Source organism: Caballeronia sp. LZ008 (assembly GCF_031451435.1).
Taxonomy (GTDB): domain Bacteria; phylum Pseudomonadota; class Gammaproteobacteria; order Burkholderiales; family Burkholderiaceae; genus Caballeronia; species Caballeronia zhejiangensis.
Window position 1 is genome coordinate 298,963 of sequence record NZ_JARUXK010000004.1, and the last position, 15,983, is coordinate 314,945.

A 15,983-nucleotide genomic window follows, 5' to 3' on the forward strand; every position below is an offset into this window, starting at 1 on the left:
AATCTCCCGAACGTTTCAGCGCGCCATGTGAGCGCGCCCATCGAGGGAAGCTATGGACGCAATTCGCATCGAGCGTCTCACCAAGACGTTCCGGAATGGCCGCAAGGCGCTCGACTCCGTCGATCTGCGCGTGGAAGAGGGCGAGATGGTCGCGCTCATCGGCGCTTCCGGATCGGGCAAGTCGACGCTTCTGCGGCACATCGCAGGCTTCACGGCATCCGACCCCGCGCCGTCGCACGTCACGTTGCTCGGCCGCCCGATCCAGCAGAACGGCAGGATCGTGCGTGAAGTGCGCTCGATACGCCGCGACGTCGCCTTCGTGTTTCAGCAGTTCAATCTCGTGGGACGTCTTTCAGTGCTGACGAACGTGCTGATCGGCGCGTTGTCGCGCGTGTCGTTGTGGCGTCGTATGTCCGGGCGCTTTCCGCGCGACGAACGCTCGCTCGCGATGGATTCGCTCACCGCGATGGGCATCGGCGAACACGCGTTCGAACGCGCGAGCAATCTGTCGGGCGGTCAGCAGCAGCGCGCGGCACTGGCACGCGCGCTCGTGCAGCGTGCGCGCATCGTGCTCGCGGATGAACCGATCGCATCCCTCGATCCCGAATCGGCGCGACGCGTCATGGAACTCATGCAGACGCTCAATCGCGAGCGCAAGCTGACGGTCGTCGTGTCGCTGCATCAGATCGATGTCGCGATGAAGTACTGCCCGCGCACGATCGCGTTGCGCGATGGCCGCGTCGTCTTCGATGGCGCGAGCGAGCGTCTCACGCCCGAGGTGTTGCACAAGCTCTACGGATCGTCCGCCAGCGAACTGCTTGCGCATCACGTAGCGCGGACGCACGCCGCGGAACTTCAACTCAACGTCAACTCCTGGATCGCATCATGAAAAAATTTCTGGCCGGCGCCGCGCTCGCGTCTTGCCTGCTGACGCAATCCGTTCTTGCCGAGACGATCAACTTCGGCATCATCTCGACGGATTCGTCGGCCGCGCTCAAGCAACGCTGGCAACCGCTCATCGACGATCTGAACAAGCAGACGGGTCTCGACGTGAAGGCCTACTTCGCGACCGACTACGCGGGCATCATCGAAGCGATGCGCTTCAACAAGGTGCAGATCGGCTTCTTCGGCAATGCATCGGCGATCGAAGCGGTCGATCGCTCGAACGGCGAAGTCTTCGCGAAGGTGAAGTACAAGAACGGCGAAGCGGGCTATTACTCGCTGCTCATCACGAACGCGAACAGCAAGTGGAAATCGCTCGATCAGGTGCTGAAGAACACGAAGGAAATCAATCTCGGTTTCGGCGATCCGAACTCGACGTCGGGCACGCTCGTGCCGTCGTATTACCTCTTCGCGAAGAACGGCATCAACCCGAAGTCGTCGTTCAAGAGCGTGCTGCCGTCGAGCCATGAGGCGAACATGCTCGCGGTCGTCAACGACAAGATCGATGTCGCGACCAACAACACCGACATGCTCGACACCATCAAGACGCAACATCCCGAGCTGTATCCGAAGGTGCGCGTGTTGTGGAAGTCGCCGCTCATTCCATCGGACCCGCTCGTATGGCGTCGCGATCTGCCGCAAGCGACGAAGGACAAGCTGCGCAACTTCTTCGATCACTACGCGGAAAAAGACCCGCGCGAACAAGCGGTGATGACTGCGATCTCGGGCTATTCGGGCTTCGCCGATTCGTCGAATGCGCAACTCGTGCCGATTCGTCAGATGGCGCTCTTCCAGAAGAAGCAGCAGGTGCAGAACGACGCGCATCTCGACGACGCCGACAAGAAGGCGCAGATTGCCGCGCTCGATCAGAAGATCGCCGCGCTCGACACGACGGCGGCGAAGTAAATGAAGCCGCTCGACGTAACGACGTTCGAGGCCGGCATCGTGCGGCCCGTGCGGACGAGTGCACCGAAGCGCAGCTGGACATCGATGTTCGGCTGGATCGTCCTGATCGCCGTGCTGGGCCTGTCGTGGCAGAGCGCGGACATGCGCCCGCTCGATCTGCTCGGCGCATCGGGCAACATGAGCCAGTTCGCGCGCGACTTCTTTCCGCCCGACTTCACGGAATGGCGCACGTACGTGCATGAAATGATCGTGACGCTCGCGGTCGCCGTGTGGGGCACGGCGCTCGCGCTCGTCTGCGCCGTGCCATGCGGGCTGCTATCGGCGCAGAACATCGCGCCCGTATGGATCTCGCAACCCGTGCGCCGCCTGATGGACGCGTGCCGCGCGATCAACGAAATGGTCTTCGCGATGTTGTTCATCGTCGCGGTCGGGCTCGGGCCTTTCGCCGGCGTGCTCGCGTTGTGGGTTCATACAACAGGCGTGCTCGCGAAGCTCTTCGCCGAAGCCGTCGAAGCCGTCGATGCGCGGCCCGCCGAAGGCGTGCGCGCGACCGGCGCGAGCAGTCTCGATGAAATCGTCTACGGCGTGCTGCCGCAAGTGTTGCCGCTGTGGATTTCGTTCGCGCTGTATCGCTTCGAGTCGAACGTGCGCTCCGCGATGGTCGTCGGCATGGTCGGCGCGGGCGGTATCGGCGTCGTGCTGTACGAAGCGATCCGCTCGTTCAACTACGCGCAGACGTCGGCGGTGATGCTGATCGTCATCGCGATCGTGTCGATGATCGATCTCGCTTCGGGGTGGGTGCGCGAACGCGTGATTTGATTGCGCTTGCAACTATCGATGCCGAGCGCCTCATCAGGCGCTCGCGTCGTTTTCAGGCGTGGTTCGTACGCGCGAGCAGCGCGAGCAATTGCGTGCCGGCGTCTGCGAGCATGCCCGAGTTGTCGATCTTCACGACATGCGCGTGCGACGGCAGTTCGAAGGCCGGACGGCGCGCGAGACGCGCTTCGATCTGCCGGGCGTCTTCGCGTCCACGACGCGCGAGGCGCGCGGCAAGCACCGACGGCGCTGCATCGATATGCACGAAGCGCGCATGCGGATAACGTTCGAGCGCGAGTTCCGCATGCTGGCGCGAGCCGTTCACGACGACTGGCCTGCCGCGCGCGAGCCACGCATCCAGCTCGATGCCGATGCCATACCGCAGCCCGAGGCTTTCCCAATGCATCGCGAAGAGGCCGTATGACAGTCTCGAAGCGAATTCGTCATGCGAAAGGGCGATATGGTTCTCGCCGTCCGCGACCGCGCGCGTGATGTAGCGATGTGCGAACAGCACCTGTGCGCCGATGCGTTCGCGCGCGAAGCCGAGCAGCGAGTCCTTGCCCGCGCCTGACGGTCCCATCACGTAGATCAGTTTCGTGCTATCCACTTCGGTCATGCCACTTCCCGTGCGTTGTGGAACGGCAGGCGCTGCCATAGCGCGAACGGCGCGCCCGGCTGCGGCTCGATGAAAAGCGCCGCGCCGTGCACCGGCAGCGGGCCGAGCGTATCGATGCGCGCCTTCCATTCCGACATGATCGACGCGCGCGCGTTCGCATCGTCGAGGGAATCGGAAAGGGTCATATGGAAGCGATATTCGTCGAGGACATACGGATAACCCCATTCGCGCAGCAGTTCGATCTGCCGTGCGCTCATGCCATCGACGATGCGCCGCTCGATGCTTTCCCGCGATGGCATCGTACGCAACGCGGAGAGCGCCTTCAGTGCGCTCGCGGCCAATGCTCGAAGGGTTGCGTCGTCGGCGGGCGCGGCGGGCCGTAGCGCGACGAAACGGCCCATTTCCGTGGGGCATACCGGCATCTCAAAGCGCGGCGTCGAACTGGCCCACGCACGCGCACATGCCAGCACGTCCGCGAGCTCGACACCCGGGGCCATATGAAACGGCGCGACGAGCGTCGCGTGCCAGCCGTAACGGCGCGGGGCGTGCGTCACGGCATGCGCGGGCGTCGCGGTTTCGCGGCCGCTCTCGGGATCGCGGCCGAGCCATTCGCAACCTTCGCGCCACCATGCGGAAGCGGCGGGCGGCGCATAGTAGAGCGCCACGCGCGGATGAACGGCGGCGCTCATCGATCGTGCTCGACCATCAATTGCACGCGATCCGCCGCGAAATGCGTGATGCCGTATTTGATCGGCACGCCGTCCTCGTCGACATCGACGTTTTCGACCCACAGCACCGGCTGCTGACGATTGATCTGCAAGCGCCGCGCCACGTCCGACGAAGGCAGCACGCTGCCGATGCGGCTCCATTTGCGCATGTAATCCTTTACGCCGAACGTCTCCAGCGCGGCACTGACACCGCCCGCCGCTTCGATGACCGCGGGCAGATCGTTGAAGCGCGCGGCTGGGTACCAGTTGCGCGCATACGTCATCGGAATGCCGTCGGAGTCGTGGCGCGTTTCGATCTGATAGACGAGCGTGCCGGCGCGCACGCCGAGCGCCTTCGATACGGTCGGATCGGCCTTCACGCGCTCCGAACTCAGCACGACGCCAGCCGACGTGTGCTTCTGGCGGCGCAGATTCTCGGTGAAGCGCGTGCGCCGGCCGATCTGATAATCGATCGCGCCCGGCTGCACGAACGTGCCGCGCCCCTGCTCGACGCTCACGAGACCCGTTGCGGCAAGCCGCAGCATCGCGCGGCGAACCGTATGACGGTTCACGTCGAAACGCTTGGCGAGTTCCGCCTCGCTCGGCAGGCGTCCTTCGTCGCCGAAGCTCTTCGCGGCAATCTCGGCGGCGAGTATCTGCTCGATCTGCCGCCAGACCGCGACCCCCGCGCCGCGCTCCACGGCAACGCCAGGCGCCGCATTTTCGTTGGATGTCATTGCGCTGTCATTCCTGTCGGTTTGAATATCGTTCTCCCGGATTGTAGTGCGCAACTCGTGATGGAAATGTGAAAGCCTCGCTACACGACCAAACGTCTAGACGACTAGACTAGACAACGAGTAGCATGACGATGATCCGATCCTTCCAGACAAAGGGAATGCGATGAGTACTTCAATGGAGCCGCGCGCAACGCGAGGCCGCCGCGAATGGATGGCGGTGCTTGCCCGCACGCCGCGCGAGGCGCTGCAACATGCGCTCGAAGCGGCGCTCGAAGGCGCGCGGGTGCCCGACTACGAGTGGCTGCGCGCGCCGGATATCGGGCTTGCGATGGTGCGCGGGCGCATCGGCGGCACGGGCGATGCGTTTAACCTCGGCGAAACGACCGTCACGCGCGCCACGCTTCGTCTCATCGCCGATGACGGCAGCGCGCCGGTCGGTGTCGCCGTGCACATGGGGCGCGACAAGGAACGCGCGACGCTCGCCGCGCTCGCGGACGCCCTCCTGCAGATGCCGCGCTTCGCCGACAAGTTGCAGACGCAACTCATCGAGCCGCTGGCTGCGCGCATCGCAGATGAACGACGCCGCAAAGAAGCCGAAGCGGCCGCGACGAAGGTCGAATTCTTCACGATGGTGAGAGGCGAATGATGCGAATCGACATGACCACGCTCGTGCCCGGCTTCAACGACACGGTGCACGACGCGCAACGCGTGTTCCGCGCATTGCTCGATGCGCTGTCGCGGCCCGGCAGCATCGTTGCGATCGATGCCGCGCTGCCGGACAACCATGCGATGCGCGACGGCCTCGCCGGGCGCGTGCCGCTCGCGGCGTTCGCGTCGCTGCTCGCGCTGACGGATTATTCGACGCCGGTTTTCATCGAGCGCGAAGACAACGTGCTTGGCGATGCGCTGCGCTTTCACGCGAGCGCGCGCTTGACGCGCGATCGCCGCGAGGCCGCATTCGTCTATATCGACGATGCGCGCGACATGCCTTCGCTCGATGCTTTCTCGCACGGCGAACCCGAATCTCCCGAGCATGCCGCGACGCTCTTTATCCATGTGCCGTCGCTGACCGAAGGCGAGCCGCTCGTGTGGAGCGGTCCGGGCATCGCGCAATCGCGCAGCGTCGCCATTGCGGGCCTGTCACGCGAGTTCTGGCGTCAGCGCGCGGCGCTCACGGCGCTCTTTCCTTGCGGCATCGATTGCTACTTCGTCGCGGGCGGCGCGCTCGTCGGCCTGCCGCGCACGACGCAAGTGGAGGTGAACTGATGTACGTCGCGGTCAAAGGTGGCGAACGCGCCATCGAACGTTCGTGGGACGTGCTCGCGAAGAAGCGTCGCGGCGATGTTTCCGTCCCCGAGTTGTCCGTCGCGCAGATTCGCGAGCAGATGCGTCTTGCCGTCGCGCGCGTGATGACGGAAGGCTCCGTCTACGATGAAGACCTGGCCGCGCTCGCGATCAAGCAGGCAGCCGGCGATCTCGTCGAAGCGATCTTTTTGCTGCGTGCGTATCGCACGACATTGCCGCGTTTCGGCTACACGCTGCCGATCGATACTGAAGCGATGTGTGTCGAGCGCCGCATCTCGGCGGCCTTCAAGGACATTCCCGGCGGACAGATGCTGGGCGGCACGTACGACTACACGCAACGCCTGCTCGATTTCACTTTGCTCGCCGAAGGCCAACAAGTTGCGAATGCAACTATCTCGGCGAAAGAGAAGGACGCGAGCGCGATGCCGCGCGTGTTGTCGATGCTGGACAAGGAAGGCCTGATCGAGCAGGAACGCGCGCACGAGAACGCGCCCGAGCCGGGCGATCTTTCGCGCGAACCGCTGTCGTTTCCCGCCGATCGCTCGACGCGCCTGCAAAACCTCGCACGCGGCGACGAAGGCTTTCTGCTCGCGGTCGGCTATGCGACGCAGCGCGGCTACGCGCACAGCCATCCGTTCGCGGGCGAGATCCGTCATGGCGAAGTCGCGGTGGAAATGATGGTCGATGAACTGGGCTTTGCGGTCGAGATCGGCGATATCGACATCACCGAATGTCAGATGATCAATCAGTTCGCGGGCAGCGGCGATGTGCCGCCGACGTTCACGCAAGGCTATGGTCTCGCGTTTGGCCACTCCGAGCGCAAGGCGATGGCGATGGCGCTCGTGGATCGCGCGTTGCGTGCCGAAGAACTCGGCGAATCCGTCGGTTCACCGACGCAGGATCCCGAGTTCGTGCTGTATCACAGCGATAACGTGGAAGCATCCGGTTTCGTGCAGCATCTGAAGTTGCCGCACTACGTCGATTTTCAATCCGAGCTGGAACTGCTGCGCCGTTTGCGCGCCGCGCACGGTTCGGACGACAACGAGGAGAATGCGGCATGAACGCACTCACCGAAGGCTATAACTTCGCGTACCTCGACGAGCAGACCAAGCGCATGATTCGCCGCGCGTTGCTCAAGGCGGTCGCGGTGCCGGGTTATCAGGTGCCGTTCGCATCGCGCGAAATGCCGCTGCCGTATGGATGGGGCACGGGCGGCCTGCAGGTCACGTCCGCGATCATCGGTGCAAGCGATACGCTGAAGGTCATCGATCAAGGCTCCGACGAAACGACGAACGCGGTGAACATTCGCCGCTTCTTCGCGCGCACCGCGGGCGTCGCGACCACCACGCGCACCGCCGATGCGAGCATCGTGCAGACGCGTCACCGCATTCCCGAGACGCCGCTCACGGACAAGCAGATCATCGTGTATCAGGTGCCGATGCCCGAGCCGCTGTTCCGCCTCGAACCGCGCGTGACCGAGTGCAAGAAGCTGCACGCGCTCGCGGACTATGGCCTCATCAACGTCAAATACTATGAGGATATCGTGCAGCACGGCAGCATCGCGACGACCTACGATTACCCGGTGCTCGTGAACGGCCGCTATCTGACGTCGCCTTCGCCGATCCCGAAGTTCGACAATCCGAAGATGCACATGAATCCCGCATTGCAGCTTTTCGGCGCGGGCCGCGAGCGGCGCATCTACGCCATTCCGCCATATACGAAAGTGAAGAGCCTCGATTTCGAGGATCATCCCTTCAGCGTGCAGAAGTGGGAGCACGCGTGCGCGCTGTGCGGCTCGCACGATAGCTTTCTCGACGAGATGATCGTCGACGATCAGGGCACGCGCATGTTCGTCTGCTCCGACAGCGATTACTGCCATAGCCGTCGCGACGACGAAGAGGTGACGCGATGAACGCACTCCTGAAAGCGACGCGCCTCACGAAGCGTTATGAAGGACGCGGCGGGTGCGTCGATGTCGATCTCGATGTTCATCCGGGCGAAGTGCTGTGCATCGTCGGCGAATCGGGATCGGGCAAATCGACGTTGCTGAATGCGCTCGCGTTGCGCAGCGACATCGACGGCGGTGCGCTCACCTACACGACGCGGGAAGGCGAAGCGCTCGATCTGCTGACGCTCGCGGAGCCGCGCAAGCGTCTTTTGTCGCGCACCGAATGGGGCTTCGTGCATCAGAACGCGCGCGACGGATTGCGTCGCAACGTATCGGCGGGCGCGAACATCGGCGAGCCGCTGATGGCGATCGGCGCGCGTCACTATGGCCGTCTGCGCGAGACGGCCGCCGACTGGATGAGCCGCGTCGAACTGGATGCCGCGCGCATCGACGAATTGCCTTCGGCATTTTCGGGCGGCATGCAACAACGTCTGCAGATCGCGCGTAATCTGGTGACGGGACCGCGCCTCGTGTTCATGGACGAACCCACCGCCGGCCTCGACGTATCGGTGCAGGCGCGTCTGCTCGACTTGCTGCGCACGCTCACGAGCAAGCTGCATCTCGCGGCCGTGATCGTCACGCACGATATCGGCGTTGCGCGTCTGCTCGCGCATCGGCTGATGGTGATGAAGGACGGGCGCGTCGTCGAAAGCGGGCTGACGGATCAGGTGCTCGACGATCCGCAACATCCTTATACGCAGACGCTCGTCGCGTCCGTGCTGCCTGTTTGAGGTTCGACCGATGACACACGATTCCTTCATCACCAACGACAAGCTGATGCTGCGCGCAATCGGCATCGAAAAGACTTTCACACTGCATCAGCAGGGCGGCGCGCGTATCGCCGCGCTGTCGGGCGTATCGCTCGATGTGGAACGCGGCGAATGCGTCGTGCTCGCGGGCGCGTCGGGCGCGGGCAAGAGCACGTTCCTGCGCTGCATGTACGGCAACTATCTCGCGACGCGCGGCACGATCGCGATTCGCGACGACAGCAAGCCCTCGCGTCATACGATGCTGACCGACGCCGCGCCGCACGAGATCATCCGGCTGCGCAACACGACGATGGGTTACGTGAGCCAGTTCCTGCGCGCGATTCCGCGTGTGTCGTCGCTCGATCTCGTCGCGGAGCCGCTCGTGTCGCGCGGCGTCGATGAAGACGAAGCACGTAAGCGTGCGAGCGCGTTGCTCGAACGCCTCAACGTGCCGCGCCGTTTGTGGACGCTCGCGCCCGCGACGTTCTCGGGCGGCGAGCAGCAGCGCGTGAACATCGCGCGCGGACTGATCGCGGCGCATCCGCTGCTGTTGCTCGATGAACCCACTGCGTCGCTCGATGCCGAAAACCGCGACGTGGTCGCCAATCTGATCGTCGAGGCGCGCGAGCAGGGCGCGGCGATCGTCGGCATCTTTCACGACGAAGACACGCGCGAGCGCGTCGCGACCCGCATCGTGCGGCTCGCGTCGAGCGCGGCCATCGCTCATCAAACCGATTCCGGAGTGTTGCAGACATGCTGATAACAAATGCGCGCGTCGTGACGCGCGACGAGGATTTCGTGGGCACCTTGCGCGTCGAGGACGGATGCATCGCCGACATTGCGCCGGGCAATACGGCGGCGCGCGAGGCGCACGACTGGGACGGGGATTATCTGTTGCCCGGCTTCGTCGAGCTGCATACGGACAACATCGAGAAGCATCTCGCGCCGCGCCCCGGCGTGCTGTGGAATCACGAAGCGGCGATCATCGTGCATGACGCGCAAGTGGCGTCGGCGGGCATCACGACCGTGTTCGATGCGCTCGGCGTCGGTTCGCGTCCCGAAGACGGCGTGCGCGGCCGCGAGCTTCAGGTGCAATGCGCGAAGTCGATCGGCAAGTTCGTCGCGCGCGATCTCTTGCGCGCCGATCACTTCCTGCATCTGCGATGCGAAGTCGGCACGACGGATGTCGTCGAAGTGTTCGACCTGCTTTCGTCCGATCCGCTTTTCCGGCTTGCATCCGTGATGGATCACACGCCCGGCCAGCGTCAGTGGCAGGATCACGAGAAGTGGCGCAAGTATCAGGAACGTCATGGCAAATGGAGCGACGAGCACGCGAAGAAAATCCTCGCCGAACTCGCGGATCATCAGGCGCGTTACGCGGCGAAGCATCGCGCGGAAATCGTCGCGCGCTGCAAGAGCCTGAACATCTCGCTTGCGAGCCACGACGACACGCTCGTCGAGCATGTCGAGGAAGCGGCGCGCGACGGCATCGCGCTCGCCGAATTCCCGACGACGCTCGAAGCCGCGCGCGCCGCGCGCGAACACGGCATCGCGACGATCATGGGCGCGCCGAACGTCGTGCGCGGCGGCTCGCATTCGGGCAACGTGTCGGCGCTCGAACTGGCGCACGAAGGGCTGCTCGATATCCTGTCGTCGGATTACGTGCCGTCGAGTCTGCTGATCGCGGTGTTCGATCTCGTCGCCAAGGCGGGCTGGTCGCTGCCGCGCGCCGTCGCGACCGTTTCGTGGGCGCCCGCGCACGCGGCGGGTCTCGCGGACCGCGGCGCGATCGCCACGGGCCTGCGCGCGGACTTCGTGCGCGTCGCCTCGGTGGACGGCCTGCAGGTGCCGCGCGAAACGTATCGCGCGGGGCGGCGCGTGTCCTGACTGTCCGCAGATTCGCTGCCTTTTGACAGCCACACGTCAGCGCTTCGTCATACGCGGGAAAGCCCGCGTTGACGAAGCGCAAACTTCTTCAGTACCCTCACTCGCGAGTTCGCTATGTGAATCGGTGTTCGTCTAACGAACTTTTCTCCGATTTCCATGCGGTTTGACCGGGGTTCGCTGCTCGCACGACAACAACAAGAACGGCGGCGGGAAGCGGTTTCAGTTCCGGGACGCGGCCTTGCGAGGCGCGCGCCCATCACCGAAAAGGGAATGAAGTGAGTAGAAGTCCTGCCGTGAACGTACAGACGTTCATCAACGAGCATCCGTTCTCGCCGTTTCAGTGGCTCATCTTCGTGATGTGCTTCGTGATCGTGCTGCTGGACGGTTTCGATACCGCCGCGATCGGCTTTATCGCGCCGTCGCTCGTCGCCGAATGGCATATCAGCCGTCCGGCGCTCGCGCCCGTCTTGAGCGCCGCGCTGTTCGGCCTCGCCGCGGGCGCGCTGTTGTCCGGGCCGCTGTCCGACAAGCTCGGCCGCCGCGCGATGTTGCTTTCGTCGGTGCTGATCTTCGGCGTCGCGTGTCTCGCGTCGGCGTTCTCGGCCGACCTCACGCAATTGACGACGCTGCGCTTCATCACCGGCCTGGGGCTGGGCGCCGCGATGCCGAACGCCGTCACGATGATGAGCGAGTTCTGTCCGGACAGCCGCCGCGCGACGCTCATCAATCTGATGTTCTGCGGCTTTCCGCTCGGCGCGGCGTTCGGCGGCTTTCTCGCCGCGTGGATGATTCCGCAGTTCGGCTGGCGCAGCGTGCTGATGCTCGGCGGCATCGCGCCGCTCGTGCTGTCGGTGCTGTTGATCGTCACGTTGCCGGAATCGGTGCGCTACATGGTGGCGAAGTCGAAGCCCGTCGAGAAGATTCGCGCGACGCTCGCCCGCATTTCGTCCGACGCGATGAACGCCGGCTCGTTCTTCATGACCGAAGCCGCGCCCGCCGCGACGGGACAGAGCGGCATCAGCGTGGTGCTGTCGCGCTCGTATCTCGTCGGCTCGATCATGCTGTGGCTCACGTATTTCATGGGCCTCGTGATCTTCTACGCGTCGATCAACTGGATGCCGATTCTGCTGAAGGAGTCGGGCCTGCCGCCGCAAAAGGCGACGCTCATTTCCGCATTGTTCCCGCTCGGCGGCGTCGGCGCGGTGCTGTGCGGCGTGCTGATGGACAAGTTCAACGCGAACCGCATCATCGCGGCGTGCTACGCGCTGACCGCCGTGAGCGTGTATCTGATCGGCCAGGCGGCGGGCAATGTCGGCATGCTCGTGCTGGTCGTGTTTGTCGCGGGCGTGCTGATGAACACCGCGCAATCGTCGATGCCCGCGCTCGCCGCGGCGTTCTATCCGACGCAAGGGCGCGGAACGGGCGTCGCGTGGATGCTCGGCATCGGGCGCTTCGGGGGCATCGCGGGATCGTTCCTCGTCGCCGAGCTGACGCGTCTGCATTTCACGTTCGGCGGCATCTTCGCGACGATCGCGGTGGCGGGCATCGTTTCGGCCGTCGCGCTGCTCATCAAGCAGGCCGCGCATCCGCAAACGGCGATGGCGAGCGACCTGAAATCGACAGAGCCGGTCGGGCACTGAAGCAGCATGGACCGACGCCCCGCATGACTTCGGTCATGCGGGGCGTTTTGCTTTGTGCGCCGCGTTCCGCGCCTCAAGATTCGACGCGCCTTGCCGTTAAATTGCACGCAGCTTTCGATAACGACGCGGCGTCGCACCCGCTCACGCAAACGTAAAATCGCCCGCGATTGGAAGCCGCAAAGCGAGCGCCTGCCCCGGCGCGTCCATCGGCTATTACAACCAGATCGTGAAAAAACTTTCTTTCAAGACCAAGCTCATGAGCATCGTGGGCTTCGTATGGCTCAGTCTGATTCTTCTGTGCGCGCTCAACGCGATCTCCACGAAACATTCGCTGATGAACAACCGCGAAGGCGCGCTCGCCGAACAGGTTCAGTCGGCGGCGAGCGTCGTCAGGTTCTATGTGAAGCAGGCGCAAAGCGGCGCGCTGCCCGAAGACGAAGCGAAGAAACGCGCGATCGCGAGCGTGCGCGCGATCCGCTACGGCACGAGCGGCTATGTCGGCATCATCGATTCGAAGATGTGGCAGGTGCTCGATCCGCCGCGTCCGCACTCCGAGGGCAAGATCAACGATTTCGTCGATAGCACGGGCAAGCACTTCACCGCTGAGATCGTCAAGCACGGTCTCGACGGCTCGCATATCACGACGTATTCGTATCCCAAACCGGGCGAGCAGGAACCGCTGCCCAAGGTCACGTACGGTGATTACGTGCGCGAATGGGACTGGCACGTCTACACGGGCGCGTGGATCGACGACATCGATCGCGCCTTCCATGCCATCGTGCTCAAGTCGCTCCTGCTGATCGGCGTGATCGGCGCGGCGCTGACGGTCGCGATGACGCTCATCATCCGCGGCGTGCTGAAGAGCATCGGCGGCGACCCGCGCGATGCGGCCGTCGTCTGCCAGCGCATCGCGGCCGGCGATCTCGCGCAGACCGTGCAAGTGCAGCGCGGCGACGATTCGAGCCTCATGCATTCGATGCACACGATGCAATCGCGCCTCACGCAGACGATCGCGCAGATCAAGCTCGTCGCGGACGGCATCACGGCGGCGTCGCGCGAAATCGCGGACGGCCATCACGATCTTTCGTCGCGCACGGAAGAGCAGGCCGCGTCGCTCGCGCAAACGGCGTCGAGCATGGAAGAGCTCACGTCGACCGTGCGTCTGAACTCCGATAACGCCGGCGAAGCGTGCCAGCTCGCGGCGAGCGCATCGTCGACGGTGGAAAGCGGCAGCGGCGTCGTGCTCGGCGTCGTCGCGACGATGGACAAGATCGCGGGCAGCTCGGAGAAGATCGTCGACATCATCGGCGTGATCGAAGGCATCGCGTTTCAGACCAACATCCTCGCGTTGAACGCGGCCGTCGAAGCGGCGCGTGCGGGCGAGCACGGGCGCGGCTTCGCGGTGGTCGCATCGGAAGTGCGGGCGCTCGCGCAGCGCTGCGCGGCGGCCGCGAAGGATGTGAAGACGCTCATCGACGAATCGGTGACGAACGTCACGGCGGGGCAAGACCTCGCGCAGCAATCCGGCGACACGATGAAGCAGATTCTCACGTCCGTTTCGCGCGTGACCGACATCATGAACGAGATCTCGTCGGCGTCGACGCAGCAGACGCAGGGCATCGAGCAGGTCGGCGTCGCGATCGTGCAGATGGACGCGGTCACGCAGCAGAACGCCGCGCTCGTCGAACAGGCGACGGCCGCCGCCGCCGCGCTCGCGACGCAGGCCGAAGAGCTGAAGCGCGCCATCGCGGTCTTCAAAACCTGACACGAAGACGCGAAGACGTTGGCGAATCGTCAGACCGTGGCATGTCGCGTGCTGACTCCTGACGTGCGAACGGCCGCTCGCGTGAAGCGCGGCGGCCAGCAGGCAGAACAAGCCGTGAGCATCGCATTTCGCAACCGCCAACAGGAGTCTTCGATATGAAACGTTTCGCCCTTTCCGCCGCTGCCGGCGCTTTCGCGCTGGTGTGCGCGTCCGCTTTCGCGCAGGACAATCCGCCGAGCTCGAACACGGGCCTGCAGGCCGGCGACAACGCGCAGACCACGACGCAGCCCGCGCAGCCGAACGCGCACGCGCACAAATCGACGCATTCGAAGAAGACGCACAAGAGCACGATGAACTCGGGTCCGTCCACGCAACCGGGCGGCACCGCGACGCCGAGCGGTCCGGGCGCGCCGGTCAGCGCGAGCGGCTCCGGCCAGTAAAGCGCGCTGCAATGACAAACGGGACGTCGCGCGGCGTCCCGTTTTTTATTTCGCGAAGAGCGACGACATATCGGCGAACGCTTTGATCTCGACGGCATTGCCCGACGGATCGAGGAAGAACATCGTCGCCTGTTCGCCGACTTCGCCCTTGAAGCGCACATGCGGCTCGATGATGAAGCGCGTGCCCGCCGCGCGCAGCTTGTCGGCGAGCTCGTTCCACTGCGGTATGGACAGCACCACGCCGAAGTGGCGCACCGGCACGGCGTCGCCATCGACCGCGCTCGTCGTGCGATGTCCGCATTCCTCCGGCGCGAGATGCGCGACGATCTGATGGCCGTAGAAATCGAAATCCACCCATGCGTCGGAGCTGCGGCCTTCCGGGCAGCCGAGCAGTTCGCCGTAGAACTCGCGCGCGGCCGCGAGGCTATGAACGGGAAACGCGAGATGGAACGGCGGCATGGCGTGCTGGGTCGTGCTCATGGAGTTGAGTCCTTCAATCGACGTTCATGGGAACTGGAACCAAAGTTTATTAATAAATATTTGTGTTGAAAAACGATATATTTCTGGAGTCAGCCCAAATATTTTCGATGAATCGACATGCTGCGCGAACTCCGGACTTTCCTCGCGGTGGCGCGCCACGGCACTTTCGCGGGCGCCGGTGCGCAGATCGGCCTCACGCAATCGGCCGTGAGCGCGCAGATGCAGCGCCTCGAAGCGCATCTCGGCGCGAAGCTGTTCGACAGGACGGGCCGCTCCGCGACGCTCAACAAGGCCGGCAAGCGCACGCTCGAACTCGCCGATGAACTGATCGCGCTGTACGCGCGCCTCGCTGAGCCAGAAGGCGAGGACGGGCGCGGCGGCTCGCTTTCGGTGGGCGCGATCGCGTCGGCGCATGCGGCGCTTTTGCCCGATGCCATCGGCGCGTTCCGGCGCATGCTGCCGGCGTGGCGCATCCGGCTCGTGCCGGGCGTGTCGCTCAATCTGCTCGCAAGCGTCGATGCAGGCGAGATGGACATGGCCGTGATGATCCGCCCGCCGTTTTCGCTGCCCGCGGAGCTGCAATGGCGCACGCTCGCCGTCGAGCCGTTCGTGCTGCTCGTGCCTGCCGCGAAGAAGGGCGCCGACTGGCGCGCGCTGATCGAATCGGAGCCGTTCATCCGATACGACCGGCGCTCGTTCGGCGGCCGGCAAGTCGACATGTTTCTGACGAAGCGCCGCATCGCCGTGCGCGATTCGATCGAGGTCGACGAGCTGCCGGGCATCGCGCAACTGGTGGCGCGCGGGCTGGGCGTGGCGCTCGTGCCGGTATCGGACGGCATCGGCGCGTGGCCGCGCGGCGCGGTCGCGCTCGATCTCGGCGGCGACACGTTTCATCGCGAGATCGGGCTTGTGGAGCGCGCGCGGCGCGTGCGCGCGGACGAGCCGGATGCGGCGGCGCGCCTCGCGGGCTGCATCGTCGAAGCGGCGCAGCGCGGCGGGCCGATTGCGGCCGTCAAACGCGCGCGCAGGCGCAACGCGTCCTAGA

The 15,983-nt window shown here is 64.6% G+C and carries 18 protein-coding genes; 14 read left to right on the forward strand and 4 right to left on the reverse strand.

Going from position 1 to position 15,983, the window contains the following annotated elements:
• Positions 1 to 52: 52 nt before the first annotated feature.
• The 3 genes from phnC (at position 53) to phnE (ending at position 2,667) form a co-directional block, all read left to right on the forward strand.
• Positions 53 to 889, forward strand: coding sequence for a phosphonate ABC transporter ATP-binding protein (gene phnC, locus QCE49_RS26110; protein ID WP_250459707.1), 837 nt, complete (start codon positions 53 to 55; stop codon positions 887 to 889).
• Complete coding sequence (gene phnD / locus QCE49_RS26115; protein WP_250459709.1) at positions 886 to 1,848, forward strand: phosphonate ABC transporter substrate-binding protein; 963 nt, start codon at positions 886 to 888, stop codon at positions 1,846 to 1,848. The genes phnC and phnD overlap by 4 nt, the downstream gene beginning before the upstream one ends.
• A gap of 84 nt (positions 1,849 to 1,932) precedes the next feature.
• On the forward strand, positions 1,933 to 2,667 hold the full coding sequence (gene phnE / locus QCE49_RS26120) for a phosphonate ABC transporter, permease protein PhnE (RefSeq protein ID WP_250459761.1): 735 nt from the start codon (positions 1,933 to 1,935) through the stop codon (positions 2,665 to 2,667).
• A 52-nt stretch (positions 2,668 to 2,719) separates the two neighbouring features.
• Here phnE and phnN read toward each other — a convergent pair whose 3' ends face one another.
• The 3 genes from phnN to phnF are packed head-to-tail and all read right to left on the reverse strand — an operon-like array spanning position 2,720 to position 4,724.
• The gene (gene phnN, locus QCE49_RS26125) at positions 2,720 to 3,280 is read right to left on the reverse strand and encodes a phosphonate metabolism protein/1,5-bisphosphokinase (PRPP-forming) PhnN (protein ID WP_250436136.1); all 561 of its coding nucleotides are present in this window, start codon (positions 3,278 to 3,280) and stop codon (positions 2,720 to 2,722) included.
• Entirely contained in the window at positions 3,277 to 3,969 is a 693-nt protein-coding gene (locus tag QCE49_RS26130; RefSeq protein ID WP_250459711.1) for a DUF1045 domain-containing protein, read from the reverse strand. Before QCE49_RS26130 ends, phnN begins: the two co-directional genes overlap by 4 nt.
• Complete coding sequence (gene phnF / locus QCE49_RS26135; protein WP_034473492.1) at positions 3,966 to 4,724, reverse strand: phosphonate metabolism transcriptional regulator PhnF; 759 nt, start codon at positions 4,722 to 4,724, stop codon at positions 3,966 to 3,968. The genes QCE49_RS26130 and phnF overlap by 4 nt, the downstream gene beginning before the upstream one ends.
• 163 nt (positions 4,725 to 4,887) lie before the next feature.
• Between phnF and phnG the strand changes: the two genes are divergently transcribed.
• From phnG to QCE49_RS26185, 10 genes are all read left to right on the forward strand, one after another.
• Positions 4,888 to 5,370 (forward strand): phosphonate C-P lyase system protein PhnG, encoded by a 483-nt coding sequence (gene phnG / locus QCE49_RS26140; RefSeq protein WP_034473491.1) that lies wholly within the window; start codon positions 4,888 to 4,890, stop codon positions 5,368 to 5,370.
• A complete protein-coding gene (gene phnH / locus QCE49_RS26145) occupies positions 5,367 to 5,990 on the forward strand; it encodes a phosphonate C-P lyase system protein PhnH (RefSeq protein WP_175982855.1) in 624 nt (207 codons plus the stop codon). The genes phnG and phnH overlap by 4 nt, the downstream gene beginning before the upstream one ends.
• Complete coding sequence (locus QCE49_RS26150) at positions 5,990 to 7,090, forward strand: carbon-phosphorus lyase complex subunit PhnI (protein WP_250459713.1); 1,101 nt, start codon at positions 5,990 to 5,992, stop codon at positions 7,088 to 7,090. The genes phnH and QCE49_RS26150 overlap by 1 nt, the downstream gene beginning before the upstream one ends.
• A complete protein-coding gene (locus QCE49_RS26155; protein WP_250459715.1) occupies positions 7,087 to 7,941 on the forward strand; it encodes an alpha-D-ribose 1-methylphosphonate 5-phosphate C-P-lyase PhnJ in 855 nt (284 codons plus the stop codon). The genes QCE49_RS26150 and QCE49_RS26155 overlap by 4 nt, the downstream gene beginning before the upstream one ends.
• Positions 7,938 to 8,708: a phosphonate C-P lyase system protein PhnK gene (gene phnK, locus QCE49_RS26160; protein ID WP_008354386.1), complete on the forward strand. Its 771-nt coding sequence runs from the start codon at positions 7,938 to 7,940 to the stop codon at positions 8,706 to 8,708. Before QCE49_RS26155 ends, phnK begins: the two co-directional genes overlap by 4 nt.
• A gap of 10 nt (positions 8,709 to 8,718) precedes the next feature.
• A complete protein-coding gene (phnL, locus tag QCE49_RS26165) occupies positions 8,719 to 9,486 on the forward strand; it encodes a phosphonate C-P lyase system protein PhnL (RefSeq protein ID WP_008354388.1) in 768 nt (255 codons plus the stop codon).
• Complete coding sequence (locus QCE49_RS26170) at positions 9,480 to 10,613, forward strand: alpha-D-ribose 1-methylphosphonate 5-triphosphate diphosphatase (RefSeq protein ID WP_250459717.1); 1,134 nt, start codon at positions 9,480 to 9,482, stop codon at positions 10,611 to 10,613. Before phnL ends, QCE49_RS26170 begins: the two co-directional genes overlap by 7 nt.
• 275 nt (positions 10,614 to 10,888) lie before the next feature.
• Complete coding sequence (locus QCE49_RS26175) at positions 10,889 to 12,253, forward strand: MFS transporter (RefSeq protein WP_250436130.1); 1,365 nt, start codon at positions 10,889 to 10,891, stop codon at positions 12,251 to 12,253.
• A gap of 226 nt (positions 12,254 to 12,479) precedes the next feature.
• On the forward strand, positions 12,480 to 14,018 hold the full coding sequence (locus QCE49_RS26180) for a methyl-accepting chemotaxis protein (protein WP_175982858.1): 1,539 nt from the start codon (positions 12,480 to 12,482) through the stop codon (positions 14,016 to 14,018).
• A gap of 155 nt (positions 14,019 to 14,173) precedes the next feature.
• Positions 14,174 to 14,458, forward strand: a complete 285-nt coding sequence (locus QCE49_RS26185; protein ID WP_008354392.1) for a hypothetical protein — start codon at positions 14,174 to 14,176, stop codon at positions 14,456 to 14,458.
• 45 nt (positions 14,459 to 14,503) lie between these two features.
• On the opposite strand, the gene QCE49_RS26190 is transcribed toward QCE49_RS26185, so the two are convergent.
• Positions 14,504 to 14,938, reverse strand: a complete 435-nt coding sequence (locus QCE49_RS26190) for a VOC family protein (protein WP_008354393.1) — start codon at positions 14,936 to 14,938, stop codon at positions 14,504 to 14,506.
• Positions 14,939 to 15,055: 117 nt separating this feature from the next.
• Here QCE49_RS26190 and QCE49_RS26195 point away from each other — a divergent pair, with 117 nt between their 5' ends.
• Positions 15,056 to 15,982, forward strand: a complete 927-nt coding sequence (locus tag QCE49_RS26195) for a LysR family transcriptional regulator (RefSeq protein WP_250459719.1) — start codon at positions 15,056 to 15,058, stop codon at positions 15,980 to 15,982.
• The last annotated feature ends 1 nt before the right edge of the window (position 15,983 follow it).